This window comes from Saccharothrix mutabilis subsp. mutabilis (assembly GCF_039521145.1).
In the GTDB taxonomy this organism is placed as follows: Bacteria; Actinomycetota; Actinomycetes; order Mycobacteriales; family Pseudonocardiaceae; genus Actinosynnema; species Actinosynnema mutabilis.
Window position 1 is genome coordinate 593136 of record NZ_BAAABU010000003.1, and the last position, 25358, is coordinate 618493.

The 25358-nt window shown below is 73.4% G+C and carries 30 protein-coding genes; 11 read left to right on the forward strand and 19 right to left on the reverse strand.

Annotation, left to right across the window (positions count from 1 at the left end):
* The first annotated feature begins 63 nt into the window (after nt 1–63).
* Both ABD126_RS10355 and ABD126_RS10360 read left to right on the forward strand, forming a co-directional pair.
* On the forward strand, nt 64–516 hold the full coding sequence (locus tag ABD126_RS10355) for a DUF1707 SHOCT-like domain-containing protein (protein WP_343933505.1): 453 nt from the start codon (nt 64–66) through the stop codon (nt 514–516).
* 26 nt (nt 517–542) lie between these two features.
* A complete protein-coding gene (locus tag ABD126_RS10360; protein WP_343933506.1) occupies nt 543–1916 on the forward strand; it encodes an amidase family protein in 1374 nt (457 codons plus the stop codon).
* Nucleotides 1917–1924: 8 nt separating this feature from the next.
* Here the strand turns inward: ABD126_RS10360 and ABD126_RS10365 are convergent, their stop codons facing one another.
* The 8 genes from ABD126_RS10365 to ABD126_RS10400 all read right to left on the reverse strand — a co-directional run bounded on the left by ABD126_RS10365 (nt 1925) and on the right by ABD126_RS10400 (nt 8212).
* The gene (locus ABD126_RS10365) at nt 1925–2788 is read right to left on the reverse strand and encodes a hypothetical protein (RefSeq protein ID WP_343933507.1); all 864 of its coding nucleotides are present in this window, start codon (nt 2786–2788) and stop codon (nt 1925–1927) included.
* 167 nt (nt 2789–2955) lie between these two features.
* On the reverse strand, nt 2956–4173 hold the full coding sequence (locus ABD126_RS10370) for an SPFH domain-containing protein (protein ID WP_343933508.1): 1218 nt from the start codon (nt 4171–4173) through the stop codon (nt 2956–2958).
* Nucleotides 4174–4185: 12 nt separating this feature from the next.
* Nucleotides 4186–4608: an NfeD family protein gene (locus tag ABD126_RS10375; protein ID WP_343933509.1), complete on the reverse strand. Its 423-nt coding sequence runs from the start codon at nt 4606–4608 to the stop codon at nt 4186–4188.
* Nucleotides 4609–4648: 40 nt separating this feature from the next.
* Nucleotides 4649–5467, reverse strand: coding sequence for a DUF3097 domain-containing protein (locus ABD126_RS10380; protein WP_343933510.1), 819 nt, complete (start codon nt 5465–5467; stop codon nt 4649–4651).
* 52 nt (nt 5468–5519) lie between these two features.
* Nucleotides 5520–6278 (reverse strand): aminoglycoside phosphotransferase family protein, encoded by a 759-nt coding sequence (locus tag ABD126_RS10385; RefSeq protein WP_343933511.1) that lies wholly within the window; start codon nt 6276–6278, stop codon nt 5520–5522.
* A 19-nt stretch (nt 6279–6297) separates the two neighbouring features.
* The gene (locus ABD126_RS10390; RefSeq protein ID WP_343933512.1) at nt 6298–6750 is read right to left on the reverse strand and encodes a GNAT family N-acetyltransferase; all 453 of its coding nucleotides are present in this window, start codon (nt 6748–6750) and stop codon (nt 6298–6300) included.
* A gap of 91 nt (nt 6751–6841) precedes the next feature.
* Nucleotides 6842–7636: an SCO1664 family protein gene (locus ABD126_RS10395; protein ID WP_425542775.1), complete on the reverse strand. Its 795-nt coding sequence runs from the start codon at nt 7634–7636 to the stop codon at nt 6842–6844.
* Between the two features lie 9 nt (nt 7637–7645).
* A complete protein-coding gene (locus tag ABD126_RS10400; RefSeq protein ID WP_343933514.1) occupies nt 7646–8212 on the reverse strand; it encodes a DUF3090 domain-containing protein in 567 nt (188 codons plus the stop codon).
* Nucleotides 8213–8341: 129 nt separating this feature from the next.
* Here ABD126_RS10400 and ABD126_RS10405 point away from each other — a divergent pair, with 129 nt between their 5' ends.
* Complete coding sequence (locus ABD126_RS10405; RefSeq protein WP_343933515.1) at nt 8342–10267, forward strand: prolyl oligopeptidase family serine peptidase; 1926 nt, start codon at nt 8342–8344, stop codon at nt 10265–10267.
* Nucleotides 10264–11322: a S66 peptidase family protein gene (locus tag ABD126_RS10410; RefSeq protein WP_343933516.1), complete on the forward strand. Its 1059-nt coding sequence runs from the start codon at nt 10264–10266 to the stop codon at nt 11320–11322. Before ABD126_RS10405 ends, ABD126_RS10410 begins: the two co-directional genes overlap by 4 nt.
* Here the strand turns inward: ABD126_RS10410 and ABD126_RS10415 are convergent.
* Complete coding sequence (locus tag ABD126_RS10415; protein WP_343933517.1) at nt 11319–11678, reverse strand: hypothetical protein; 360 nt, start codon at nt 11676–11678, stop codon at nt 11319–11321. The two genes, ABD126_RS10410 and ABD126_RS10415, sit on opposite strands and share 4 nt — an antisense overlap.
* Before the next feature lie 69 nt (nt 11679–11747).
* Here ABD126_RS10415 and ABD126_RS10420 point away from each other — a divergent pair, with 69 nt between their 5' ends.
* Nucleotides 11748–12524, forward strand: coding sequence for a glycerophosphodiester phosphodiesterase family protein (locus ABD126_RS10420; protein ID WP_343933518.1), 777 nt, complete (start codon nt 11748–11750; stop codon nt 12522–12524).
* Nucleotides 12525–12588: 64 nt separating this feature from the next.
* Nucleotides 12589–13986: an MFS transporter gene (locus tag ABD126_RS10425; protein WP_343933519.1), complete on the forward strand. Its 1398-nt coding sequence runs from the start codon at nt 12589–12591 to the stop codon at nt 13984–13986.
* Here the strand turns inward: ABD126_RS10425 and ABD126_RS10430 are convergent.
* Both ABD126_RS10430 and ABD126_RS10435 read right to left on the reverse strand, forming a co-directional pair.
* Nucleotides 13949–14671 carry a hypothetical protein gene (locus ABD126_RS10430; protein ID WP_343933520.1) on the reverse strand — a complete coding sequence of 241 codons (723 nt, stop codon included), beginning with the start codon at nt 14669–14671 and terminating at the stop codon, nt 13949–13951. The two genes, ABD126_RS10425 and ABD126_RS10430, sit on opposite strands and share 38 nt — an antisense overlap.
* Nucleotides 14668–14982, reverse strand: a complete 315-nt coding sequence (locus tag ABD126_RS10435; RefSeq protein WP_343933633.1) for a PadR family transcriptional regulator — start codon at nt 14980–14982, stop codon at nt 14668–14670. Before ABD126_RS10435 ends, ABD126_RS10430 begins: the two co-directional genes overlap by 4 nt.
* A 217-nt stretch (nt 14983–15199) precedes the next feature.
* On the opposite strand from ABD126_RS10435, the gene ABD126_RS10440 reads away from it, so the two are divergent.
* The 3 genes from ABD126_RS10440 (at nt 15200) to ABD126_RS10450 (ending at nt 17325) form a co-directional block, all read left to right on the forward strand.
* Complete coding sequence (locus tag ABD126_RS10440) at nt 15200–15937, forward strand: thymidine kinase (protein WP_343933521.1); 738 nt, start codon at nt 15200–15202, stop codon at nt 15935–15937.
* Between the two features lie 101 nt (nt 15938–16038).
* Nucleotides 16039–16503 (forward strand): NUDIX hydrolase, encoded by a 465-nt coding sequence (locus tag ABD126_RS10445; RefSeq protein ID WP_343933522.1) that lies wholly within the window; start codon nt 16039–16041, stop codon nt 16501–16503.
* A gap of 477 nt (nt 16504–16980) precedes the next feature.
* On the forward strand, nt 16981–17325 hold the full coding sequence (locus ABD126_RS10450) for an RNA polymerase-binding protein RbpA (RefSeq protein WP_343933523.1): 345 nt from the start codon (nt 16981–16983) through the stop codon (nt 17323–17325).
* A 67-nt stretch (nt 17326–17392) separates the two neighbouring features.
* Here the strand turns inward: ABD126_RS10450 and ABD126_RS10455 are convergent, their stop codons facing one another.
* Together ABD126_RS10455 and lnt are read right to left on the reverse strand one after the other, a co-directional pair.
* On the reverse strand, nt 17393–18184 hold the full coding sequence (locus ABD126_RS10455; RefSeq protein ID WP_343933524.1) for a polyprenol monophosphomannose synthase: 792 nt from the start codon (nt 18182–18184) through the stop codon (nt 17393–17395).
* A complete protein-coding gene (gene lnt / locus ABD126_RS10460) occupies nt 18159–19766 on the reverse strand; it encodes an apolipoprotein N-acyltransferase (protein WP_343933525.1) in 1608 nt (535 codons plus the stop codon). The genes ABD126_RS10455 and lnt overlap by 26 nt, the downstream gene beginning before the upstream one ends.
* Nucleotides 19767–19962: 196 nt before the next feature.
* Between lnt and ABD126_RS10465 the strand changes: the two genes are divergently transcribed.
* Nucleotides 19963–20148: a PspC domain-containing protein gene (locus ABD126_RS10465; RefSeq protein ID WP_343933526.1), complete on the forward strand. Its 186-nt coding sequence runs from the start codon at nt 19963–19965 to the stop codon at nt 20146–20148.
* Here ABD126_RS10465 and ABD126_RS10470 read toward each other — a convergent pair.
* From ABD126_RS10470 to ABD126_RS10480, 3 genes are read right to left on the reverse strand one after another with little or no spacing between them, the layout of a single operon-like run.
* Nucleotides 20142–20882, reverse strand: a complete 741-nt coding sequence (locus ABD126_RS10470; protein WP_343933527.1) for a TetR/AcrR family transcriptional regulator — start codon at nt 20880–20882, stop codon at nt 20142–20144. The two genes, ABD126_RS10465 and ABD126_RS10470, sit on opposite strands and share 7 nt — an antisense overlap.
* 56 nt (nt 20883–20938) lie before the next feature.
* On the reverse strand, nt 20939–21292 hold the full coding sequence (locus ABD126_RS10475) for a GntR family transcriptional regulator (RefSeq protein WP_343933528.1): 354 nt from the start codon (nt 21290–21292) through the stop codon (nt 20939–20941).
* Between the two features lie 49 nt (nt 21293–21341).
* Nucleotides 21342–21626: a winged helix-turn-helix transcriptional regulator gene (locus ABD126_RS10480; RefSeq protein WP_343933634.1), complete on the reverse strand. Its 285-nt coding sequence runs from the start codon at nt 21624–21626 to the stop codon at nt 21342–21344.
* 156 nt (nt 21627–21782) lie between these two features.
* Between ABD126_RS10480 and ABD126_RS10485 the strand changes: the two genes are divergently transcribed.
* Nucleotides 21783–22640, forward strand: a complete 858-nt coding sequence (locus ABD126_RS10485) for an imine reductase family protein (RefSeq protein ID WP_343933529.1) — start codon at nt 21783–21785, stop codon at nt 22638–22640.
* Nucleotides 22641–22646: 6 nt separating this feature from the next.
* On the opposite strand, the gene kal is transcribed toward ABD126_RS10485, so the two are convergent.
* From kal to kamD, 3 genes are read right to left on the reverse strand one after another with little or no spacing between them, the layout of a single operon-like run.
* A complete protein-coding gene (kal, locus tag ABD126_RS10490; protein WP_343933530.1) occupies nt 22647–23012 on the reverse strand; it encodes a 3-aminobutyryl-CoA ammonia lyase in 366 nt (121 codons plus the stop codon).
* Nucleotides 23013–23032: 20 nt separating this feature from the next.
* Nucleotides 23033–23761: a lysine 5,6-aminomutase subunit beta gene (kamE, locus tag ABD126_RS10495; protein ID WP_343933531.1), complete on the reverse strand. Its 729-nt coding sequence runs from the start codon at nt 23759–23761 to the stop codon at nt 23033–23035.
* Between the two features lie 11 nt (nt 23762–23772).
* A complete protein-coding gene (gene kamD, locus ABD126_RS10500; protein ID WP_343933532.1) occupies nt 23773–25356 on the reverse strand; it encodes a lysine 5,6-aminomutase subunit alpha in 1584 nt (527 codons plus the stop codon).
* Nucleotides 25357–25358 lie beyond the last annotated feature (2 nt).

The window sequence follows — 25358 nt, forward strand, 5'->3', positions numbered from 1 at the left end:
GTAGTCCGCGTCACCGCCCCTCGACCGATGCGGAGACCCGCGCCCCGCGCCGACCATCGACCCATGCCGCAACCCACCCCACAGCCCATCCCGCCGGACGCCGTCCGGGCCTCCGACACCGAACGGGACGCCGTCGCGGCCCGGCTGCGCGACGCGGTCGGCGAGGGCCGGCTCACCCTGGCCGAAGCCGAGGACCGCATCACCGCCGCCTACACGGCCGTCCACCGCGCCGAACTCGCGCCGCTCACCGCCGACCTGCCGCCACTCGCCGGCCCTTCCGGTGCGGCCGGTCCCCCTGGCGCGGCCGGACCGCCTCACCTCGCCGGCCAGTCCGGGTTGGTCGGCACCCCGCACGGGCGGGCGCACCTGGTCGGGCGGGGCCGGCCGCCGGTCGCCGCGGTGGTCGCCGTGATCGCGGTCGTGGCGTGGATCGCGTCGCCGCTGCCGTTCCCGTGGCCGTTGCTGCTGGTCGCGTACCTCGTGCTGCGCCACCGCGCGCGTCACCGGCCGACGTGAGCCGCTTCCTGCCCTAGGGTTCGGACATGGACCTGACCGACGCGTGCTTCGCGGGCGCCGCCCGGCAAGCCGAGCTGCTGCGGGCGGGCGAGCTGACCTCCCGCGACCTGGTCGCCGAGTGCCTGCGCCGCATCGACACCCACGACCGCCGCCTCAACGCGTTCCGGCTGGTGTTCGCCGACCGGGCCCGCGCCGACGCCGCCGAGGCCGACGCCCGCCGCGCCCGGGGCGAGGACGCGCCGCTGCTGGGGGTGCCGGTCGCGGTCAAGGAGGACCTGGCCGTCGCGGGTCTGCCCACCACCAACGGCACCGCCGGCGTCGAGGCGACCGCCGCCGCCGACTCCGAGATCGTGCGGCGGCTGCGCGCGGCCGGGGCCGTGGTCGTGGGCCGGACCCGGATGCCGGAGCTGGGCCTGTGGCCCTACACCGAGAGCAGCTGGGCGGGCGCGACGCGCAACCCGTGGTCGCCGGAGCACTCGCCGGGCGGGTCCAGCGGCGGGTCGGCCGCCGCCGTCGCGGCCGGGCTGGTGGGGGCCGCGGTGGGCACGGACGGCGCGGGGTCGGTGCGCATCCCGTCGGCGTGCACGGGCCTGTTCGGCCTCAAACCGCACCGCGACCACGTGCCGCTGGACGAGCAGGTGTGGACCGGGCTGGTCGCGGCGGGCCCGATCACCCGGCACGTCCGCGACGCCGCGCTGCTGCTGGACGTCCTGGCCCCCGGCCACGACCACACCGCCGCCGCCACCAGGGACCCCCGACCGCTGCGCGTCGCGGTGTCGCTGCGCACCTGGGGGCCGGGCATCCCGATCGGCGCGGAGGTCCGCGACGCCGTCCTGGACACCGCGAGCCTGCTGGCCGACCTCGGCCACGACGTGGTGCGCCTGGACCCGGAGATGCGCGACGTGTCCGGCTCGGCCGCCTTCGCCGCCCGCTACCTGCACTGCGCGGCCGTCACCGAGGCCACCCTGGACCGCCCCGACCGGCTGGACCCCCGCACCCGCCGCGTGGCGGCGCTGGGCCGGGCCCTGCCGCGCCAGGCGGTCCGCGCGGCGCTGGAGCAGGGCGCGGCGCTGACCGGCCACGCCAACCGGATCTTCGCCGACCACGACCTGCTGCTCACCCCGGTGCTGACCCGCCCGCCGCTGCGGGTCGCGGAGTGGCGTCGCCGCCCGACCGTGGCGGCGCTGCTGGCGGCGGCGCGCATGACGACGTTCCTGCCGCTGTGGAACATCGCCGGCAACCCGGCGGCGGCCGTCCCCGCCGGGCACACCGCGTCCGGTCTGCCGCTGGCGGTGCAGCTGGTCGGTCCGCCGCACGGCGAGAACACCGTGCTGGCCGCCGCCGGCCACCTGGAACGCGCCCGCCCGTGGACCGACCGCCGCCCGCCCGCCTACAGCTGAGACCCCGGTCAGCCCAGGCGGGCCAGGTCGTCGCGCAACGCGGTGTCGGTGACCGCGGCCAGCACTTCGTCGCGCACCGCGTCCCACACGCCGTGCGCGCGGGCCAGCCCGCGCAGCCGGGAGTAGTTCTCCGGGGTCGGCGACGCCAGGAACGCCTCCCGCCGCCACCGCACCGCCCGCGCCGGCGATCCCAGCCGCAGGCACTCGTCCACCGCCAGGTCCACCAGCCGCCCGGCCGCGCCGCGCCCACCGGTGGCGGCCAGCCCGCGCGCCACCCAGTCCAGGGCCTGCGCCGACCGCCCCGCGTCCCGCAGCACGGTCGCGACCTGCAGGTAGTGCCACCCCGAGGACAGGTCCCGGGCCAGCACCAGCACCTGGAGGTCGACGTCGCCGGTGTACTCGGCCAACTCCTCCATCACCCGCAGCAACGCCCACCGCTCGCGGTCGTACCGCCCGGTCTGCCCGAACCCGATCACCGGCAACCGCTCGAACCGCGCCACCGCCTCCTGCCGGTAGCGCGCCAACCCCCGCTCGCCCAGCGCCGCCGCGTAGGGCGCGAGCCGGACCTCGGGCGGTTCGGGGAACCCGGTCTGCAGGTGCAGCAGCCACCCGGCGAGGCGGTCGGGATCGGGCGGGTCGGCGGCACACGCCACGGCGTGCAGGTCCAGCACCCGGTCGACCAGCCCGGCCAACTCCGCCCGGTGCGCCTGGTGCTCGCCGATCGCGGCCACCAGCGCCTCGGTCACCCCTTCGGCGGCATCCCGCCCGCCGGGCCCCGCCAGCACCCGCGCCGACAGCTCGGCCACGACAGCGGCCAACCCGTCCCACCGCCGCGGCCACGCCAGGTCCGGCCGACCCAACCAGGCCTTCACTCGATCGGGTAATTCGGGCACCGGCACATCCAACCGCACGGACCCCTACGTGACGATGCTCCACTCGGTGGCCACGACTGTGATCATCGCCGCGTCCACGCACCATGCCACCCGGTACGCGCGTCTCGTCAGCGCCACACCGCCACCAGACCCGAAGCCGGGCGGTCCTACTCGTGCAGTGAGCGCGGCGGTTCGGTGTCCTCCGGTGCGGACGTGCCCGGGCCGAGCGCCGCGGTCGTGTCCGGCGCGGCTTCGGTCAGGGACGTGCGGGAGGACTCCAGCGGGCCCGGGACCTCCTTGCGGGCCACCGCCTCCGCCGCGCGGACGGCTTCGGCGACGGCCGGGTCCGGGGCCGTGTCGAACCAGTCGGCCACCGACGGGTCGTCTTCCTCCGGGGTGCTGCGGGCGGGTTCGTCGGCGGGCGGCTCGTAGCGGAAGACGCCGTCCTCGCCGGGGGCGCCGAGCATGCGGGCGAAGCCCTCCAGGGCCTTGCCGTAGTCCGAGGGCACCAGCCACACCTTGTTCGCGTCGCCCTGCGCCATCTGCGGCAGGGTCTGCAGGTACTGGTAGGCCAGCACCTCCGGGGTGGGCTTGCCGGCCTTGATCGCGGCGAACACCTTCTCGATGGCCTTGGCCTGGCCCTGGGCCTGCAGGTAGCGGGCGGCGCGCTCACCCTGGGCCTTGAGGATGCGGGACTGGCGTTCGGCCTCGGCGGCGAGGATCGCGGCCTGCTTGGCGCCTTCCGCGGACAGGATCGCGGCCTGCTTCTGGCCCTCGGCGGACTTGATCGCCGACTCCCGCTGGCCCTCGGCGGTGAGGATCATGGCGCGCTTCTCCCGGTCGGCGCGCATCTGCTTCTCCATCGAGTCCTGGATCGACGGCGGCGGGTCGATCGCCTTGAGCTCCACCCGCGCGACCCGGATGCCCCACCGGCCGGTCGCCTCGTCCAGCACCCCGCGCAACTGGTTGTTGATCTGGTCGCGGGAGGTCAGGGTCTCCTCCAGGCTCATGCCGCCGACCAGGTTGCGCAGCGTCGTGGTGGTCAGCTGCTCGACACCGACGATGTAGTTGGAGATCTCGTAGACCGCCGCGCGCGGGTCGGTGACCTGGAAGTACACGACCGTGTCGATCGACACGGTCAGGTTGTCCTGGGTGATCACCGGCTGCGGCGGGAACGACACGACCTGCTCGCGCAGGTCGATGCGGGCGCGGACGCGGTCGAAGAAGGGCACCAGGATGTTCAGGCCGGGCGCGGCGGTGGTGCGGTAGCGGCCCAGCCGTTCGATGACCGCGGCGGTGGCCTGCGGGATCACCAGCACCGACTTGACCGCGACGATGAGCACGAACAACACCAGGACCGCGATGACGATCAACGTCGTGGTCACGGCTCTCCCCTCCTAGACGCCCAGCACGACAGCGGTCGCGCCCTGGATCTCCACCACGGTGACCTCCGCGCCGGGTTCGAGCACGCTGTGGTCCAGCGACCGCGCCGACCACACCTCGCCGCCGATGCGCACCCGCCCGCCGTGGGCGTCCACCGTGGACACCACGACGGCGGTGCCGCCCAGCAGCGCCTCCACCCCGGAGCGGTGGTCCTGCCCGGCGGTGAGCTTGCGCTTGAGCGCCGGCCGCGCGCCGAACACCAACCCGAGCGCCAGCGCGGCGAACGCCGCCGCGCTGACCAGCTCGCCCGCGCCCAACGCCGCCACCCCGGCCGCGCCCAGCGCCGCGACGCCGAGCATGACCAGGACGAACTCGCCGGAGAGGATCTCGGCGGCCACCAGGGCGACACCGACGATCAACCAGATCAACGCGGCCACGCTGCCATCCTCGCACCAACGGGCACGGCGCGTGACCGGTTCACCCGTCCTGCCCGTCGGGTTGCCCGTCGGTGACGAAGTCGATCAGCCGCTCGACCGCGCCGATCAGCGGCGTCTCCAGGTCCCGGAAGCCGCGCACACCGGCGAGCACGCGCCGCCACCCGGCCGCCGGCTCGCCCCAGCCCAGCGCGGCGCACACGCCTTCCTTCCACGGCACGCCCCGCGGCACCACCGGCCACGCCGCGATGCCCACCGACGCCGGTTTCACCGCCTGCCACACGTCCACGTACGGGTGACCGGTGACCAGGACGTGCTCGTCGCGGACGCCCTCGACCAGCCGGGACTCCTTGCTGCCCGGCACGAGGTGGTCGACCAGCACGCCCAGGCGGCGGCCGGGGCCGGTGCCGAACCCGGCGATCCGGTCGGCCAGCACGTCCACCCCGTCCAGGGGTTCGACCACGACGCCTTCCACGCGCAGGTCGTGGCCCCAGACCCGTTCGACCAGCTCGGCGTCGTGCAGGCCCTCCACCCAGATGCGGGAGTCGCGCGCGGTGCGGGCCTTGAGGCCCTCGACGCGGACCGACCCGGAGGCCGACCGGGTCGGCGCGGCGGCCCCCGGCGCGGGGCGGACGAGGGTGACGGGCTGCCCGTCGAGCAGGAACCCGGCGGGGCGCAGCGGGAACAGCCGTTCGCGGCCGTTCCGGTCCTCCAGCACCACCCCGCCGTGCTCGAAGCGCACGACGGCGCCGCAGAACCCGGCGGGGTCCTCCACGACCAGCCCGGGTTCGGCGGCCACCTCGCGCACCTTCCGCCGCTTGGGTCCCGCCAGCACGTCCCGCCCGTAGTCCTGTGATCGCACGACCCGCGACGCTAGCGGCTCACCCCATCGGATGAGCGCCTGCCACGCCGGGTCACCCCAGGGTGAGGGCTTCCTCGCGGCGGTCGGGGAAGAAGTCGGCGAACGCGCGGCACCACGCGGCCAGCCGGTCACCGTCGACCACGCCCGACAGCGCTTCCACGCCGGTGCGCAGGTCGGGGGCGGCGTAGGCGAAGTCCGCGGCGTCGCTTGCGGGGTCCCCGACGCACGGCCGCGGGTCGATGGCGACCAGGCCGCGCGCGCCCGCGTCCAGGACGTTGTCCAGGTGCAGGTCGCCGTGCAGCAGGGCCGGCGGGACACCGTCGCGGGCCAGGCGCGCCGCCGCCGCGTGGCCCGCGGAGTAGTCGCCCGGACGTCGGCGGGCCAGCAGCTCGAACACGAAGTCCACCCGGGCGGCCAGCGTCGGGAACCCGTCGCGCGGCGGCACGTGCAGCGCGTCGAGCAGCGCGGACATGGCGGGCGGGTCCCACCGCGCGGGGGTGCCGGGTTCGAGGCCTTCCAGCAGCAGGGCCCCCGCCGCCACGTCGGACTCCAGCACCCGGACCATGCGCGGCGAGGGCTCCCACGCGGTCAGCGCGGCCAGCTCCTGCCGCGCGATCTCCGGCTCCGGGGTCAGTTTCAGCACCACGGGCACGCCCGCGCGGCGGCACAGCAGGGTGTGGGAGGTGCCGCCGGTCATCGGCCGCACCGGGACGAGGTCCCAGCGGGCGGACAGGGCGGCGACCAGGGCGGGCAGCGCGTCGATCCAGACCCGCACGCCCGGCCCGAACCGGGTGATCAGCTTCGCGGTCACGCCGGCCAGCGTGCCCGGCTCAGGCGTCGAGCCGCAAAATGAATTCCTCGACGTCCTCGCCCCGGCCCTCCGCGTAGCCGACGTCCTCGCCGACCGCGACGAACCCGCACTTGTCCAGCACACGCAGCGACCCGAGGTTGTCCACCGCGGCGCGGGCGTAGAGCGGGCGGGTGCGGTCCAGCTTGAGGAACTGGGTCAGGGCGGCGGTCGCCAGGCCCAGGCCCCAGTACTCGCGGTCGATCCAGTACGTCACCTCCGGTTCACCGAACTGGGTGAACCGGGAGATGTGGCCGACGACGCGGCCGTCGAACTCGACGGTCTTGGTGACGATGCTGTCGTCGGCCAGGATCCGCGCCCACTTGACCAGGAACGCGGCCCGGTCGGTCGGGTCGGCCGCGACGAAGGCCGCCATGCGGTTGGCGTCCGGGTCCAGCTGGTGCTCGAAGAACACCAGCACGTCGGCCTCGGTCACGTCGCGAAGCTGAACACCGCTCACCCCGCCGATTACACCCCATCGGCGGTCGCGCCGGCAGCACGAAACCGCCCGGCGCGGGGCGACGACGTCAGAACGCGGGCCAGGGGATCGCGGGCCAGTCGTCGGAGGGCTCCGGGTACACCCCGGCGGCCAGCAGCTTGTCGGCGCGTTCGGCCAGCGCGGCGACCTCGGCGCGGGTCAGGTGCTCGGCCAGCGCCTCGCCCAGCGCGCCGGACAGCTCCGCCCGCACCCGCCCCAACCCCTCCACCGCCTGCTCGGGCAGCGGCTCGCCCAGGAACCCCCACAGCACCGTGCGCAGCTTGTCGTCGCTGTGCAGGCAGATCCCGTGGTCCACCCCGTAGACGCCGCCGTCGCGGGCGTGCAGCACGTGCCCGCCCTTGCGGTCGGCGTTGTTGACCACCGCGTCGAACGCCGCCATCAACCGCACCTGCGGGTGGTCGGCGTGCGCCAGCACCGCCGGGTCGCCGTGCCGGTCGTGGGCGTGCAGCACCGCCCGCCACCCCGGCCGCACCTGGTCCACCGGGACGATGTCGACCAGGTCGTCGTCCTCGCGGGTGTCCACCCACAGCTGCACCATGCCCGGCCCGAACGGGCCCGGCCGCAGCACCGTCGGCGGCACCAACCCGAACCCGGCCGCCTGCGACACCAGGTAGGTCGCCACCTCACGCCCGGCCAGGGTGCCGTCGGGGAAGTCCCACAGCGGCCGTTCGCCGCGCACCGGCTTGTACACGCACTGCGCGTTCACCCCGTCGGCGCTGATCGCGCAGAACAGGGTCGCGTTCGAGGCGTCCACCAGCCTGCCCTCGACCTCGATCCGGCCGCGGGAAAGCAGGTCGAGCACTCCGTCGTCACCGGGCCGCACGGCAGCCGGTCAGCCTTCGTCCGAACGCCGGTAGCCGTTCTGCCGCGGGCACACGTGCCCGTCGGGGTCCAGCGGCTCCGAGCACAGCGGGCACGGCTTGCGCCCGGCCCGCACCACCCGGTCGGCGCGCTCGGCGAACGCCCGCGCCTCCAGCGGGCTCAGGAACACCCTCACCGCGTCCGGGCCCTCCTCGGTGTCGTCGAGGACCACCGCCTCGTCGACCTCCTCCTCGGTCATCGCCAGCAGCTCGATGACCACCGCGCTGGACTCGGCGTCCCAGCCCAGCCCCATCGTGCCGACCTTGAACTCCTCCTCCACCGGCACCGACAGCGGTTCGGTGTCCCGGAGGTCCTCGGGCACCGACTCGGGCACTTCCGCCCCGAACCGCCGGTGCACCTCCTCCAGCAGCGACCCGATGCGCTCGGCGAGGACGGCGACCTGTTGCTTCTCCAGCGCCACGCTCACCAGGCGCGCCTCCTCGGCGGCCTGCAGGTAGAACGTGCGCTCGCCAGGCTGCCCGACGGTCCCGGCTACGAACCGGTCGGGTTGGCGGAATACGTGGATGACGCGTGCCATGACACCAACGACCCTAGGCCACCGCGCCAAGATCGGCACACTCCCCCGGCTTTTCCGTCATCTGTGGAGCCCGCGGCGCGCCCGATCGGTGCTGACCGGCCCGACCACCACCGCTATAGGGTCGCGGGCGTGGTGAAGATCGCACCGTACGGAACGTGGACATCGCCCATCGCCGCGGCCGACGCCGCCGCGGCCGGGGGCGGCCTGCACTGGGTGGACCTGCACGCGGGTTCGGCGTGGTGGGCGGAGGGACGACCGGCGCAGGCCGGGCGGGTGGCGCTGGTGCGCGAGGGGCGGGACCTGCTGCCGCCGCCGTGGAACGTGCGCAACCGCGTCCACGAGTACGGCGGGCGGCCGTGGGTGGTGCTCGACACCCCCGACGGGACCCGGGTGGCCTTCACCAACTGGGACGACCAGCGGATCTACCTGTTCGACCCCGACGCCGACCCCGTCGCCCCGGCGCCCATCACCGACGCGCCGCAGCGCCACCACGGCGTGCGCTACGCCGACCTGACCGCCGGGCCCGGCGGCACGGAGGTGTGGTGCGTGCGCGAGACCGTCACCGGCGACGCCCGCACCGACATCCGCCGCGACCTGGTCGCCGTCCCCCTCGACGGCTCCGCCCCGCGCGTGCTCGCCGCCACCCACCACTTCATGACCGGGCCGCGCCTGTCGCCCGACGGCACCCGGTTCGCCTGGATCGGCTGGGACCACCCGAACATGCCGTGGGACGGCACCGAGCTGTGCGTGGCCGAGGTCGGCTCCACCGGGCACCGCGTCGTCGCCGGCGGCCCGGAGGAGGCCGTGTGCCAGGTCGAGTGGGACGGGCCCGACCTGCTCGCCCTCACCGACCCCGACGGCTGGTGGAACCTGTTCCGCATCACCCCCGACGGCACCCGCACCAACCTCGCCCCCTGCGCCGAGGAGCTCGGCGGCCCGATGTGGCGGCTGGGCAACCGCTGGTTCGCCACCCTGGGCGGCGGCCGGCACCTCGTGCTGCGCTCCGGCGCGCTGGCGGTGCTCGACGAGCGCTCCGGCACCGTCACCGACGTCGACAACGACCTGCCCGTGTGGGGCGCGCACCTCGCCGCGCACGACGGGGTCGTGGTCAGCAGCGCCGCCGGGCCGCGCGAGGAAGCCGCCGTGGTGCGGCTGGACCTGTCCACCGGCGAGCTGACCCGCCTCACGCAGCCGCCCGCCGCGCTGCCCGACGCCGACTACCTGCCGGTGCCCGCCGAACGCGTCTTCACCGGCCCCGACGGGCAGGACGTGCCCGCCTACGTCTACCCGCCCACCAACCCCGACCACGCGGGCCCCGACGACGAGCGCCCGCCCTACGTCGTGCACGTCCACGGCGGACCCACCGGCCGCAGCGCGCCCGTCCTGGACATCGACATCGCCTACTTCACCAGCCGCGGCATCGGCGTCGTCGCGGTCAACTACGGCGGCTCCACCGGCTACGGCCGCGCCTTCCGCGAACGGCTGCGCGGCCAGTGGGGCGTGGTCGACGTCAACGACTGCGCCGCCGTCGCCCAGGCCCTGGCCGACGAGGGCACCGCCGACGGCGCCCGGCTGGGCATCCGCGGCGGCAGCGCCGGCGGCTGGACCTCCGCCGCGTCGATGACCACCGTCAAGACCTACCGGTGCGGCATGGTCGCCTTCCCCATCCTGGACCTGCGGGGCTGGACCGGCGACGGCGGCGAGACCCACGACTTCGAGTCCCGCTACGTCGAGGGACTGGTCGGACCGTGGCCGCAGGCCGCCGACCTCTACGCCGAACGCTCCCCCTCCCACCGCGTGGACCGGCTCGCCGGGCCCGTGCTGCTGCTGCAGGGCCTGGAGGACGAGATCTGCCCGCCCGACCAGGCCGACCGGTTCGTCGCGGCCCTGGACGGCACCGGTATCCCGCACGCCTACCTGACCTTCGAGGGCGAGCAGCACGGCTTCCGCAAAGCCGAGTCGATCGTCGCCGCGCTGGAGGCCGAACTGTCCTTCTACGGCCAGGTCTTCGGGTTCACCCCGCCCGACGTCCCCGTCCTGCCGCTGCGCCGGTGACCCCACCACGCCACCCCGTGCCCGCCGGCCCCACCCCGGCGGGCACGGCCCGGCCTCTCACCGTCCCGACCACCACCGCGCCGACCACCACCGTCCGGGCCGCCGAACCCCCGGGCCCCCGCGCCCTGCGACTGGTCCACTCCGCACCCGCCAGCCGCACCGACCACGAGAGCAGGCCCGGCCGCTCCGGCGACGGGCTGCTGCGCGCCGGCGACCGCGTCGCCCTCATCGCCCCCGCCGGACCCGCCGCCCCCGGCATGCTCCGCGCCGGCACCGCCTGGCTGGAGGCCTGGGGCCTGGAAGTCGTGCCCGGCAAGCACCTCACCGACACCCACCCCACCCTGCCGCACCTGGCCGGCACCGACGCCGACCGCGCCGCCGACCTCACCGAAGCCCTCACCGACCCCGCCACCACCGCCGTGTTCTGCGCCCGCGGCGGCTACGGCTGCCAACGCGTGCTGGACCTGGTCGACTGGACCGCCGTCGAGAACGCCCCGCCCAAGGTGTTCGTCGGCTCCAGCGACACCACCGTCCTGCACGACCCGCTCACCCGCCTGGGCCGCCGCACCTGGTTCGGCCCCATGCCCGCCACCCCGGCGTTCGTCCACGACGGACCCGCCCGCGACCACCTGCGCCGCGCCCTGTTCACCGGCGACCCCGGCCCCTACCGCGGCACCGTCCTGGTCCCCGGCACCGCCACCGGACCCGCCACCGGCGGCACCCTCACCCTCCTGGACACCCCACCACCACCCGGCGCCGTCGTGTGGCTCGAAGACGTCGACGAACCGCCCTACCGCCTCGACCGCATGCTCACCGCACTGCTGCGCCGCGGCTGGTTCCACGACGTCGCCGGCATCGCCCTGGGCTCCTTCACCGGCTGCGGCGACCTCACCGACGTCCACGCCGTCCTGCACGACCGCCTCGCCGGCCTCGGCGTCCCGATCGTCGCCGACATCCCCTTCGGCCACTGCGCCGCCCAACGCACCATCCCGCTGGGCGTCACCGTCCACCTCGACCACAACACCGTCACCACCGGCGAACCGCCCCGCGACTAGCGGATGCGCTCCAGGCTGCGCGCCGCCTCCACCAACTCCTCCGCCAACCGCCGCAACTCCGCCCGCCCCGCACCGTCCGACGCCGCCGTCACCACGTCCTCCGCCGCGCACCGCACCTGGAACAACCGGTCCTGCAGATCGGCCAGCTCACCCGAGGACAACACCACCGCGTCCTCGGGCAACCCACCCCGCTGCACCGCCGCCCGCCGCTCGTACGCGCGCTGCCGGCACGGCTGCGCGCAATACCGCCGCGGCCGGCCGATCCGACCGCTGTCGGGCAGACGACGACCACACCAGGCGCAATGCCTGGCCTCCTCCCGGCGCGGCACCACAGCCTCCCCGGTCACCAGCTCCATGACGCGCGACCGTATCCGGCTACCCACCGGTCACCCCCACGCCACGCCGCCAAGGCAGACTCTCCCGCTGTGACCACGAACCACCCCTACCTCTCCGGACCCCACCCCCGCGCCTTCGCCCACCGCGGCTGGCACCTGGACGACCTCACGGGCATGGAGAACTCCCTGGCCGCCTTCCGCCGCGCCACCGCCGAAGGCTTCCGGTACCTCGAAACCGACGTGCACGCCACCTCCGACGGGGTGGTCGTGGTCCACCACGACGACGTCCTCGACCGCACCACCGACGCCACCGGCCCCGTCGCCACCCAACCCTGGTCGGTCGTGAAGAACGCCAACGTCGGCGGACGCGAACCCATCACCCGCCTGGAAGACCTCCTCGAAGAACTCCCCGACGCCCGCGTCAACATCGACGTCAAGTCCGACCAGGCCGTCGACCCCGTCATCACCCTCCTGCGCCGCACCAAGGCCCTGCACCGCGTCTGCCTCGCCTCCTTCAGCGAAAAACGCCTCGCCCGCCTGCGCCGCCTCGCCGGACCCGACCTGATGACCAGCATGGGACCCCGCTCCGCCGGCGCCCTGTGGGCCGCCGGCCGCGTCCCCCTGCTCGGCCTGCCCGTCGCCGGCCTCATCGCCCAGGTCCCCGCCACCCAGGGCCGCCTCACCGTCGTGGACCCCCGCTTCGTCCGCGCCGCCCACCGCCGCGGCCTCGAAGTCCACGTGTGGACCATCGACGACGAAACCGACATGACCCGCCTGCTCGACATGGGCGTCGACGGCCTGGTCACCGACCGCCCCGACCGGCTGCGCAACGTCCTCAAAGCCCGCGACCAGTGGCCCGCCCACTGAAGTTCACAACAGGTTGGGACATGATCACCACAACCGGCCGGGCGGGGAAGTACGCTCCGCCCCCATGAGCGTGGCCGACACCCCAGCACCCGCACTCGACCGCAAGCGGGAACAACGCGGATGGGTCTGGTACGACTGGGCCAACCAGGTGTTCACGACCTCCGTCACCACGGTGTTCCTCTCCGGCTACCTCACGGCCGTGGCCAAGCAGGCCGCCCGCGAGGACACCGCCCACAACGGACCCGACGCCTGCGCCACCAGCTCACTGCAACAGTGCGACATCTCCGCCTTCGGCGCCCACTTCCCCGCCGGCTCCCTGTGGGGCTTCCTGCTCTCCATCGCCACCGTCGTCCAGGTCGTCGTCCTGCCGATCATGGGCGCCATCGCCGACCGCACCCAGAACAAACGCGCCATGCTCGGCGGCCTCGCCTTCACCGGCGCCGCCGCCACCGCCGCCCTCGCCTTCGTCGCCGGCAGCAACTGGCAACTCGGCGTCGTCCTGTTCATCCTCGCCAACATCTGCTACGGCGCCTCGATCGTCGTCTACTACGCCTTCCTGCCCGAGATCGCCACCCCCGACGAACGCGACGCCGTCTCCAGCCGCGGCTGGGCCTTCGGCTACCTCGGCGGCGGCCTCGCCCTCGCCGTCCACCTCGGACTGTTCCTCGGCCACGACGCCCTGGGCCTGTCCGAATCCGCCGCCGTCCGCGTCGCCTTCGTCCTGTCCGGCATCTGGTGGGCCGCCTTCACCTTCATCCCGCTGGGCCGCCTCAAGCGCCACCAACAACCCCACGGCGGCGAATCCGGCGCCTCGGTCATCACCGCCGGGTTCAAGGAACTGCGCCAGACCATGCGCCTGGCCCTGGGCTTCCCGCTCACCCTCGCGTTCCTGGGCACCTACCTCATCTACACCGACGGCATCGCCACCGTCGCCAACGTCTCCGCCCAGTACGGCCGCGAAGAACTCAAGCTCGACGAGACCGTCCTGATCGCCACCATCCTCATCGTCCAGTTCGTCGCCTTCGGCGGCGCGATGCTGCACGGCTGGATGGCCAAGCGCTGGGGCGCCAAGCGCACCATCATGATCAGCCTGGTCGTGTGGATCGTCGTCCTGGCCGCCGCCTACTTCGTCCAACGGGGCCAGCAGTTCCAGTTCTACGCCCTCGCCGTCGGCATCGGCATCGTGCTCGGCGGCACCAACGCCCTGTCCCGCTCCCTGTTCTCCCAGATGATCCCGCCCGGCCGCGAAGCCCAGTACTTCTCCCTCTACGAGGTCGGCGAGCGGTCCACCTCCTGGCTGGGCCCGCTGGTGTTCGCCGGCGTCGGCCAGGCCACCGGCTCCTTCCGGCTCGCCATCATCAGCCTGGTGATCTTCTTCGTCATCGGCTTCGTCCTGATGATCTTCGTCCCGGTCCGCAGGGCCATCACCGCGGCGGGGAACCCGCTGCCCGCCAAGGTCTGACCACGACCACCACACCCGTGGTGACCGCCGCCGCCACCCCGAACGCCACCGGCGACAACGGCACCACCAACCCCCACGCCGCACCCGGGACCAGCCCCGCCACCACCGCCGCGCACCACCGCGCCCGTGGTACCGACGGGGCCTCCCGGTGCCACCCCAACACCAACGCCACCACCGTCACCCACGACAACACCACCGGCACCAACGCCCACGGCTCCTGCGCCACCAACAGCCCGTGCACGCCCAACACCCCGATCGCGGCCTTCACCGCCGCCCACTGCCGCCACGCCACCCCCGCCACCGCCACGGCGACCAGCGCGTCGAACCACCACACCCAGCCCCCGCCGAACCGCACCACCGACCCGAGCCCCTGCCCGGCCGCCACCACGTGCCCCAGCACCCCCGCCAACGCCACCACCCGCGCGAGAACCCCGGCCCGCCGCGCCGCCCCGAACCGCACCCGCACGGCCAGGTCCACCGTCGCCCACGCCTCACCCCACCCCGGCCACCCGTGCTCCAGGTCGAGGTCCGCGTCCGGCCCCTCGGCGCGCTCGGCCAGGAAGATCCCAACCATCTCCTCCTCGCGCTCGGCCCGGTACCAGGCCGGCAACACCCGCAACAGCCGCCGGTAACGCCCCTCCAGCACCGACACCCCGCCCGGGCTCACCGCTCCGTCCCGGCTCACCGCGCCTCCCTCGCCCGCAACACCGCCGACGCCGCCCGCACGTTCGCCGCCATCCGCGCCACCTCCGCGCTCAACGCCCGCACCCCGGCGTCGGTCAACCGGTAGTAGCGCCGCAGCCGACCCTGGTGCACCTCCTCGCGGTCCCGCTCCGCCAACCCCTCGGCGACCAGCCGGTCCAACACCCCGTACAGCGTCCCGACCCGCAACCGGGTCCGGCCCTCCGACAGCGTCTCCACCGACTGCACGATCGCGTACCCGTGCAACGGCTCCTCCGCCAACGCGGTCAGCACCAGGAACGCCTGCTCCGACATACCTCTCACACCGCAGGTTATATCGCAAAGCGGTATATGTCGGCCAGCGAAAGGTTCTCTGCTTCCTCTGCCGTGGTCTGGCCCCAAAGGTCGAGTACGGAACCAAGTCCGGTCAGAGTCACTCTTTCGGGTGACACTGAAGATATTGACAACACAAATGCTGCTCTTCATAGGACGTGATCAGGCACAACACCAACAACACCCGCCGGGCGCGGTGATGGCACTAAGGTGGCCCGCCGTGGAGCCGACGAACCCCCGCACAGACCCCACCGACGCCCTGTCCTCGGTGCCCGCCGCCGGCGCGCGCCGCGGCGTCACCCCCACCGGCAGGCTCCGGTTCTTCTTCGGCCCCATGGACTGCGGCAAGTCCACCCTGGCCCTGCAGATCGACCACAACCAGGCCCGCCAGGGCCGCAGCGGCCTCCTGCTGGTCCGCCACGACCGCTCCGGCACCCCCAGCATCACCAGCCGCATGGGCCTGGCGCGCCACGCCATCGAGGTCCACGAGGACATGGACCTGTGCGGCCTCGTACGCGCCCACTGGTCGCAGGGCACCCGCGTGGACTACCTGATCGTCGACGAAGCCCAGTTCCTCCACCCCGCCCAGGTCGACCAACTCGCCGAACTCGCCGACGACGCCCAACTCGACGTCTACTGCTTCGGCCTGGCCACCGACTTCCGCAGCACCCTGTTCCCCGGCTCCTCCCGATTGTTCGAACTGGCCGACGAGCTCAACGCCATCCAGGTCGAGGTCCTGTGCTGGTGCGGCCACCCCGGCCGGTTCAACGCCCGCGTCCACGACGGCGACGTCATCCGCGCCGGCGACACCGTCCTGGTGGCCGACACGGCGGCCACGACCGAGGAAGTCCGCTACCAGGTCCTGTGCCGCCGCCACTACCGCACCGGAGACCTCGGCCCCACCGCCGTCGACAGCCGCCAACTCAGCCTCACCTGACACGGACGGGCGCCGCCGACCCCCGCGGCCCCGGCCGGCCGCACGAGGTCGAACTCCACGGCCGGCCGCGCCCGCGGCCGGCACCCGGCACACTGATCACCGTGACCGGGAAGATCAGCGCGGGCATCCTGCTGTACCGCGCCACCGCAGACGGCCTCGAAGTGCTCATCGGACACATGGGCGGCCCGTTCTGGGCGCGCAAGGACGACGGCGCCTGGTCGATCCCCAAGGGCGAGCCCGACGGCGACGAGCCGCTGGAGGACACCGCCCGCCGCGAGTTCACCGAGGAACTCGGCCTGCCCGTCCCCGACGGCGAGCTGCGCCCCCTGGGCCACGTCCGCCAGTCCGGCGGCAAGACCGTCCACGTCTGGGCCCTGGAGGGCGACCTCGACCCCGACCGGGTCGTCCCCGGCACCTTCACCCTCGAACACCCCAAGGGCACCTTCCGCGAGTACCCCGAGGTCGACCGCGTCGCCTGGTTCCCGCTCGCCGAGGCCCGCCCCAAGCTCGTCTCGGCTCAGCGTGAGTTCCTCGACCGGCTGGACCACCCGGAGACTGATCTTTAAGTCCACACTGAAATCATTACGTGGAATAAATTCCGCGCCCAACGTTTGGGTGCGAGCCGACCGGGTGACCCTTGTTCGGCAGCCGCCACGGAGCACACCTACAACGACACGCAGCGTCGCCGACTCCACGAAGACCGCCGAAATGACACTCCGTAACCGGACGGGAGCCTTCCCGTCACTACAAGCGAGTTAAGCCCGAGTTAACATCGCCCTGCGTGGTCGGTCTAAGCTGTCGCAGCCGCACACTTTCTGCCGGAACTACTCCATCAGTGTGATGAAGTAGCCCGACAGCTTGATAACGCGTCACGATCTCGCCGCGATTGCATCCCTTAGGAGGAAGCCTTCGTTGACGAGTGAAAGACGTCACTGTGGGCGACCATGACCGTGACGCCGGGAACGAACGGAGCAGTCCGATCGTTGCACTCGGTGAGCAACACCGCCTGGGCCCCGGCCCTGAGCCGAGCGAAAGGAACCGCCATGGCCGACCGCGTTCTACGGGGTAGCCGGCTCGGAGCAGTCAGCTACGAGACCGACCGCAATCACGACCTCGCCCCGCGCCGGTCGGTGCGGTACGCCTGCCCCAAGGGCCACGACTTCGAGGTGCCCTTCTCCGACGACGCCGAGATCCCGCACACCTGGGAGTGCCGCCTGCACGGCCAGGAGTCCAAGATCATCGACGGCGTCGAGCCGGAGGCGAAGAAGGTCAAGCCGCCGCGCACGCACTGGGACATGCTCCTGGAGCGCCGCTCCATCCCCGAGCTGGAGGAGCTGCTGGACGAGCGGCTGGAGGAGCTGAGGGGTCGGCGCACCCGCACCGCCTGACACCCCCCCACACACGACGAGGGGCCCGCCGGAGTTCTCCGGCGGGCCCCCTTTCGCGCGGCACGAGCTAGCGGCGCGCGCCGGCCTTCGTCTTCGGCGCGAAGAAGTCGCGCAGCTGGGTGTAGCGGCGGCGCAGGCCCCACTTGGTCACCCGCAGCAACGCCTCGCGCACGATGTTGCCGCTCATCTTCGACTCGCCCAGCTCGCGCTCGGTGAACGTGATCGGCACCTCCACCACCCGGTGGCCCAGCTCGATGGTCCGCCACGCCAGGTCGATCTGGAAGCAGTAGCCCTGCGAGGCGACCGTGTCCAGCTTGAGCCGGCGCAGCACCTCCGCCCGGAACGCCCGGAAGCCGCCGGTGATGTCCCGGACCGACGTCCCCAGCGCGATCTGCGAGTACACGTTCCCGCCGCGCGAGATCAGCTGCCGGAGCCACGGCCAGTTCACCGTGGAGCCGCCCGGCACGTACCGGGAGCCCAGCACCAGGTCCGCGTCGCGCAACGCGTCCAGCAGCCGCGGCAGGTCCTCCGGCGCGTGCGAGCCGTCGGCGTCCATCTCCACCACGACCTCGTAGCCGTGCTCCAGCGCCCAGTGGAAGCCCGCCACGTAGGCGGCGCCGAGACCGGCCTTCTGCGTGCGGTGCAGCACGTGCACCCGGTCGTCCGCGGCGGCCATCTCGTCGGCCAGCTGCCCCGTGCCGTCCGGGCTGCCGTCGTCGACCACGAGCGTGTGCACCTTCGGCAGCGCCGCGTGCAACCGCTTCACGATCTTCCCGATGTTGTCCCGCTCGTTGTAGGTCGGGATCACCACCAGCACCGGCCCGAGCTCGCGGTCAGGCTGCGCCTGCTGGTCCGCCATCCGTTTCCTCCTCGCCGACACCCGCACCAGGGGTCGGACGCGATCCTCGTCGTTGCACTGTCAAGCCGAACGCCACGGCCAGAAGGCCCAGCGCGGTCATCACCCACTCGGGCCACGCGCCGAGCCGGGTGGCAAGCGTAGCCTCCCCGCGCAGCGGCAGTTCCGCCACCAGTGCGTCGGGGGTGAACAAACCAGTCCGCTGGGTGACCGAGCCGTCCGGGGCCACGATCGCGCTCACGCCGCTGGTGGCCGCCACGACCACCGCTTTGCCGTGCTCGACGGCCCGCACCCGCGACATCGCCAGCTGCTGGTAGGTCATCTCGGTGAAGCCGAACGTGGCGTTGTTGGTCGGGATCGCGATCAGGTTCGCGCCCGCCGTGATCGAGTCGCGCACCACGCCGTCGAACGCGACCTCGTAGCACGTGTCGATCGCCACCTTCGCCGGTCCCATCGCGAAACCCTCCGGGTCCGAGCCCGGCTGGAACACCCCGGCCCGGTCCACGGTCTTGGTGAAGATCCGGAAGAAGCTGCGGAACGGCATGGTCTCGCCGAAGGGCTGCAACTGCCGCTTGGTGTAGGTGTCGATCGGGCCGCGCTCGGGGTCCCACAGCACGACGGTGTTGCGCGGCAGGTTGTCCGTGCGGTCGACGACCACCGCGCCCACGGCGATGGGGGCCTTGATGGCCTTGGCGGCGCGGTCGATCTGGGCGGCGGCGTCGACGTTGCGGAACGGGTCGATGTCGGAGGAGTTCTCCGGCCAGATCACCAGGTCCGGCTGCTTGGCCCGGCCCGCGCGCACCGCGTCGGCCAGCTCGACCGTGCGCTTGACGTGGTTGTCCAGCACGGCGCGGCGCTGGGAGTTGAAGTCCAGGCCGGCGCGCGGCACGTTGCCCTGGATCGCGGCGACCACGGCCGTGCCCTGGTCCGGCGCGGTGCCCACCAGCCCGATCGCGGCCAGGCCCGCCACCAGCGGCAGCACCACCAGCGGCGCGCCGAGCTTCCAGTTGCGGCCCACGTGGGCCAGGCCGAAGCCGGTCAGCGCGACGGCGAACCCGACCAGCGGCGCGCCGCCCAGCGCGGCCAGCGGCAGGTACCAGCCCTCGGGCTGGCCGAAGGCGATCTTGCCCCACGGGAACCCGCCGAACGGGAACACGCCGCGGAACAGCTCGCCGGCCATCCACAGCAGCGCCATCCACACCGGCCCGCCGGGCAGCGTCGAGACCCGCGCCATCAGGGCCGTGCCCACGCCGATCAGCACCGCGCACACCAGCGCCAGCGGCAGCCACGCGATCAGGCCGACGAACTCGCCGGTCCAGCGCAGCAGCGGCACCGTGAAGCCCAGCCCCCACACCACGCCCAGCCCGAAGCCCGCGCGCATCCGGCGGCCGTGCAGCAGCACGCCCAGCACCGCGAACCCCAGCGGCGCGAGCCACCACAGGGTGCGCGGCGGGAAGCTCAGGAACACCAGCCCGCCGCCCCCGGCCGCGAACGCGAGCCGCAGCAGCGTGCCCTTCACGTCCCGACGGCGGGCAGGGGGTGTGACGGCGTCCGGCTGTCCCGGCGCCACGGGGGTCGCGACCACACCGACCAGCCTACGAGGCCGCCGGCCTGCGCCGACACCCGCCATGCGAGATCACCCCCACCCGACGCGCGGGCGTCGCCCGGGTTGCGCGCGGGTGAGCGGGACCACCGGTCCCGGACCCGGTCGCACGCGTCCCGGGGTGCGGCTCAGGGTTCCCACCGATGCGGGAACGCGCCGGCGGGCGGATGGTGGAGGCATGACCACGTTGACCAGGCCCCAGAACCAGCGCGTGATCGCCGGCGTGTGCGCGGGACTGGCCGCCCGGTTCGGTTGGAAGCCGAACACGGTGCGGCTGCTGTTCCTGCTGTCCTGCCTGCTGCCCGGACCGCAGTTCGTCATTTACATCGTGCTGTGGGTGATGATGCCCAAGCGCCCCTACTGACGGCCGCGCACCAGCGCCTCGACGCCGTCGAGCACGCGTTCCAGGCCGAACTCGAACGCGTGCTCCCCCGAGTACGCCGCGCCGTGCGCCGCCCCCGCCGCCGCGCCCACCCGGGCCGCGACGGGGAACCGCGCCGGGTCGAACACGCTCGCCAGCACCGGCGCGGCGGCGGCCCACCACTGCTCGTCGCTCAACCCGGTGCGCTGTTCGAGGCGCGCGGACTCGACGGCGAGCCGGGCCGCCGCGTGGACGTGGCCGAGCACGAGGGTGAGCACGGCGTCCATCTCCACGTCGGTCAGCCCGATCCCGTCGACCGCGCGCAGCTCGTGGTCGTACTTGGCGGCGACGTTCGGGCCGAGCACCGCCCGGTTGCCGGCGACGTCGAGCAGCCACGGGTGGCGCAGGCACAGCGCCCAGTTCTCCCGGGCCACGTGCGCGAGCCGGGCCCGCCACCCGCCGGGCACGTGGTCGCGGGCGGTCTCGCCGCTGACCGAGTCGACCATGACGTCCACCAGCTCGGCCTTGCCGGGCACGTAGGTGTAGAGCGACATCGCGCCCACGCCGAGCTTGTCCGCGACGCGCCGCATGGACAGGGCCGCCAGCCCTTCGGCGTCGGCCAGCTCGACCGCGGCGGTGACGATCCGGTCCAGGCCGAGGCCCTTGCGCGGCGCGGGCGTGGAGGTGCGCCACAGCACCGCGAGGGTGCGCGCCGGGTCACTGCGTTCGCTCGCCACCCGGTCACCCTACTGATCGGATCCGCCCACGCCCGGCCCCGATCCGGTCGGGCGGGTCAGTCGGCGAGCGCGGCGCGCACGATCTCCAGCGCCTCCTCCGGCGTCAGCCCCTGCTCGCGCGCCGTGGCGGCGTACCCGCGGGCGGCGCGCAGCACCCGTTCCCGGCTGCGCTCCCCCGCCGCGCTGACCACCGTGCCCGCTCTGCCCCGGGTCTCGATGAGACCCGCCTCCTCCAGCTCCCGGTAGGCGCGGGCCACGGTGTTGACCGCGATGCCCAGCTCGGCGGCGAGTGCCCGCACGGTGGGCAAGCGGGTGCCCACGGCCAGCTCGCGCTCGGTGATCTTGCGGGCGAACTGGGACCGCACCTGCTCGAACGGGGGTACCGAGGAGGCCGGGTCGAGGCTGATCACGCGTTGATGGTGGCAGACGCCGGAAGACCCGCGTACCCAGCCGGGCGCTTCAGCGCGGGATCGCCTCGATGCGCGACTTGTGCCGCTCGCCCCACTCCCCCAGCGGCAGCAGCGCGGCCAGCAGGGACCGGCCGAAGTCGGTCAGCGAGTACTCGACCTTCGGCGGCACCTCGTGGTGCAGCTCGCGGTGCACCAGGCCGCTGGCCTCCAGCTCGCGCAACTGGTTGATCAGCACCCGCTCGCTGATCCCGGGCACCGCCCGGCGCAGCTCGCCGAAGCGCAGCGTCGCGCCGTGCAGCTCCCACAGCACCAGCGGCTTCCACTTGCCGCCCATCACGTCGATCGCCGCGTCCAGCCCGCACGTGTACGTCCGGTGCTTCACGCCCACCCCCCGACAAATTGGTCAGTACCCGACAAAAATGACGGTACTTGATCAACTGCCGGCGTCCTGGCGAGCACGGTCGTGAACCGAACACTCCAAGGGGGACCCATGAACCGCACACCGGTCACGGTGATCGGACTCGGCGCGATGGGCCGGGCCCTGGCGGCGGCGTTCGTCGCCGCCGGCCACCCGACCACCGTGTGGAACCGCACGCCCGGCCGGGCCGTCGTGCCCGGCGCGGCGCACGCCGACACCGCCGCCGACGCCGTCGCGGCCGGCCCGCTGGTCGTCGCCTGCCTGGCGCACTACGACGCCACCACCGAGGCGTTGGCCGACGCGGACCTGACCGGCCGGTCGCTGGTCACGCTCAACAGCGGCACCCCGTCCGGGGCGCGCTCGACGGCGGCCTGGGCGACCGCGCGCGGCGCGCGGCACCTGGACGGGGCGATCAAGAACGTCCCGGCTGCCATCGGGGCCGCCGACACGCAGCTCTACTACAGCGGCGACGAGACCGTGTACGCCGAGCACGAGGCGACGCTGCGGGTCCTGGGCGGCGACACGTCGTGGCTCGGCGCGGAGGTCGACCTGGCCAAGCTCCACGAGTACGCGGTCGGCGGCACCCTGCTGCCCGCCCTGCTCGGCTTCTTCCAGGGCGCGGCCCTGGTCACCGCCCGGGGCCGCACGGCCGCATCCCTGGTGCCGCACACGGCGAAGTGGCTGGCCATGATCGCCTCGGTGCTGCCGACGCTGGCCGACGAGATCGACCGGGGCGAGTACACCGACCCGCAGTCCTCGATCGGGCTGTTCCACGACGCCGTCCCGTACGACCACGAGGTCACCGCCGAGGCCGGCCTGGATGTCGCGTGGCACGAGCCCATGCACGACCTGCTGCGGCGGGCCGTGGCGCGGGGCCACCGCGACCACAGCATCGCCGCGCTGGTGGAGCTGCTGCGCGAACCCGCCTGAGGCTCTCTAGCCCTTCTTGGGCGCCACCACCGTGCCCCGGGCGCGGGTGACCACGATCGGCGGGTCCAGCACGTCCGCCGCCGACGGGCCCCGGTCCGGGGCCGACCGGCACACCACGCGGGCCTCGAACTCGATCTCGCGGGAGCGGGTGCCGACGCGGACCAGGGTCGCGGTCGCCTCGATGACGTCGCCGGCCTGGATCGGGGCCGCGAACTCGACGTTCGAGTAGCCCGCGAACAGGCCCTCGTCGGCGTCGGTGCGGATGAGCAGCTCGGTCGCCACGTCGCCGAACATGCCCAGCCCGTACGCGCCGTCCACGAGGTTGCCCCCGTAGTGGGCGTGCGAGTGCGGCACGTAGCGGCGGTGTGTCACGGAGAAACCCTCGGTCAGGCTCACGCTGCCCCTTTCCTCTCCTGCATCGCGTGCACCAGGTAGCTGGCGACCTCGCCGGGCGTGGTGCCGCGGCTGAACACCCGGTCCACGCCCAGCTCCCCCGCCATCAGCGGGTCGAAGCGGGGGCCGCCGGCGATCAGCAGCGGGCGGCGCTCGCCCATCGCCTCGCGGAACGCCGCGGACATCTCCTGGGTGTTGAGGATGTGCGCGTCCCGCTGGGTGACGACCTGCGACACCAGCACCGCGTCGGCCTTCTCCGCCCGCGCCCGCCGCACCAGCTCGGGCACCGACACCTGCGCGCCGAGGTTCACGACCTTCAGCTCGCGGTAGTACTCCAGGCCCTTCTCGCCGGCGAAGCCCTTGATGTTGAGGATGGCGTCGATGCCGACCGTGTGCGCGTCGGTGCCGATGCACCCGCCGACCACGACCAGCTTGCGCCGCAACAACTTCTTCACCGTCGTGTTGACCTCGGCGGGCGAGAGCAGCGGGTACTCCCGCTCCACCACCCGCACCTCGTCGAGGTCCACGATGTGCTTGACCGAGCCGTAGACGACGAAGAACGTGAAGTCCTCGCCGATGGGGTGCGAGTGCACGACCATCGCCGGGTCGATGCCCATCTTGTTCGCCAGCTGTTGCGCCGCCCCGTCGGCCTTGGGCCCGAACGGCACGGGCAGCGTGAACGACGTCTGCACCATCCCGTCGCCGGTGGTGTCACCGTATGGACGCACGTGCCGCTTGGTCACGCCCCCACCTCCAGCAGCCCGGATTCCAGCAGTTCCGAGGCCGGGTTGCAGTACCCGTCGGCCTTCTCCACCACGCCGTCCGCGCCCTTGCCGCCGTCGGCGGGCCGCTTCATCAGGCCGAACGTGCCGTCGGCGATGGCGTTGAGCAGCCCGTCGTCCACGATGCGCTCCAGCAGGTCCACGGCCTCGCCCAGCACCTGGTGGGCGCGCTTGACGATGAACCCGTCGGGCGCGGGCCGGAAGTCCTCCGCCAGCCCGCCGGCGGCGTTAAGGACGTAGCGGACGTTGGCCAGCGCCAGGTCCCGGTCGGACAGGAACGGCGTCACCACGGCCTCGGTCATCATGCCGACCAGCAGGATCGACTGGCCGGTCAGGACGCCGGCGAGGTTGAAGAACCCGTCGAGCAGGTAGCCGTTGAACACGTCACCGGTCATGTGCTTGGTCGGCGGCATCCACTTCAGCGGCGCGTCGGGGAACAGCTCGCGCGCCAGCAGGGCGTGCGCCAGCTCCAGCCGGAACGACTCGGGCACCTTCGGGTTGATCTCGAACGCGTGCCCGAGGCCCAGCAGGTGGTCGGGCAGCCCGGCCTCGTGCGCGAAGTGCTCGTTGAGCAGCTGCGACACGGTGACGGTGTGGGCGGCGTCCACGGCGTCGGCGGTGGTGAGGTAGTTGTCCTCGCCGGTGTTGATGATGATGCCGGCGCGGGCGTGGACCTGGCGGGAGAACCGCTGGTCCACGAACGTGCGGATGGGGTTGATGTCGCGGAACAGGATGCCGTACATGGAGTCGTTGAGCATCATGTCCAGCCGCTGCAACCCGGCCAGCACCGCGATCTCGGGCATGCACAGGCCCGAGGCGTAGTTGGTCAGCCGCACGTACCGGCCGACCTCCTTGGACACCTCGTCCAGCGCGGCCCGCATGATGCGGAAGTTCTCCTGCGTGGCGTAGGTGCCGGCGAACCCGTGGTGGGTCGCGCCTTCGGGCACGTAGTCCAGCAGCGACTGCCCGGTGGAGCGGATCACGGCGATGATGTCCGCGCCCGCGCGGGCGGCGTTCTGCGCCTGGACCACGTCCTCGTCGATGTCGCCGGTGGCGACGATGAGGTAGATCCACGGCCGCTGCGCCGGGTCGCCCCACTTGGCGACCAGCTTCTCGCGCTGCGCCTTGTTCTTGTCGACGGTCTTGACGCCGCGGGCGATCGCGGTGCGGGCGGCCTTCTCGGCGCGGGTGCGGTCGCGGCCGGTCGGCACGGTGAACCGGACCTGCCCGGCGGCGGTGGCCTCGGCCAGCTCGGTCAGCGTGCCCAGGTTGTGCTCTTTGAGGGCGTGGAAAGCGGGGAGGGCGACACCGTGTTCGAGGCCGCAGTGCTCGCGCACGGTGTCGATCACCCGGTTCACCCACGGCACGTCGCCCGCGCGGTGGGTGGAGTCGGCGCCGGTGATCCCGGCCAGCCGCAGCGTGGCGCGCTCGACCGCCACCGTGGTGTGGGCCTTGGCGATCGCCACCACGGGCTCGGCCGCCTTGGCGGCGAGCCCGCGCGCCGTGGCGACCACACCGGGGTCGAGGTCGAGCAACGCCATTG

What these genes read in the sequence shown, in the direction of transcription:
- ABD126_RS10355 (WP_343933505.1), top strand. Translation starts at nt 64, where the DNA reads ATGCCGCAACCCACCCCACAGCCCATCCCGCCGGACGCCGTCCGGGCC.
- kamD (WP_343933532.1), bottom strand. Translation starts at nt 25,356, where the DNA reads ATGGCGTTGCTCGACCTCGACCCCGGTGTGGTCGCCACGGCGCGCGGG.
- ABD126_RS10415 (WP_343933517.1), bottom strand. Translation starts at nt 11,678, where the DNA reads ATGGAGCTGGTGACCGGGGAGGCTGTGGTGCCGCGCCGGGAGGAGGCC.
- ABD126_RS10440 (WP_343933521.1), top strand. Translation starts at nt 15,200, where the DNA reads ATGGCACTAAGGTGGCCCGCCGTGGAGCCGACGAACCCCCGCACAGAC.
- ABD126_RS10455 (WP_343933524.1), bottom strand. Translation starts at nt 18,184, where the DNA reads ATGGCGGACCAGCAGGCGCAGCCTGACCGCGAGCTCGGGCCGGTGCTG.
- ABD126_RS10435 (WP_343933633.1), bottom strand. Translation starts at nt 14,982, where the DNA reads ATGTCGGAGCAGGCGTTCCTGGTGCTGACCGCGTTGGCGGAGGAGCCG.
- ABD126_RS10400 (WP_343933514.1), bottom strand. Translation starts at nt 8,212, where the DNA reads ATGGCACGCGTCATCCACGTATTCCGCCAACCCGACCGGTTCGTAGCC.
- ABD126_RS10360 (WP_343933506.1), top strand. Translation starts at nt 543, where the DNA reads ATGGACCTGACCGACGCGTGCTTCGCGGGCGCCGCCCGGCAAGCCGAG.
- ABD126_RS10480 (WP_343933634.1), bottom strand. Translation starts at nt 21,626, where the DNA reads ATGGGCGGCAAGTGGAAGCCGCTGGTGCTGTGGGAGCTGCACGGCGCG.
- ABD126_RS10450 (WP_343933523.1), top strand. Translation starts at nt 16,981, where the DNA reads ATGGCCGACCGCGTTCTACGGGGTAGCCGGCTCGGAGCAGTCAGCTAC.
- ABD126_RS10485 (WP_343933529.1), top strand. Translation starts at nt 21,783, where the DNA reads ATGAACCGCACACCGGTCACGGTGATCGGACTCGGCGCGATGGGCCGG.
- ABD126_RS10465 (WP_343933526.1), top strand. Translation starts at nt 19,963, where the DNA reads ATGACCACGTTGACCAGGCCCCAGAACCAGCGCGTGATCGCCGGCGTG.
- ABD126_RS10425 (WP_343933519.1), top strand. Translation starts at nt 12,589, where the DNA reads ATGAGCGTGGCCGACACCCCAGCACCCGCACTCGACCGCAAGCGGGAA.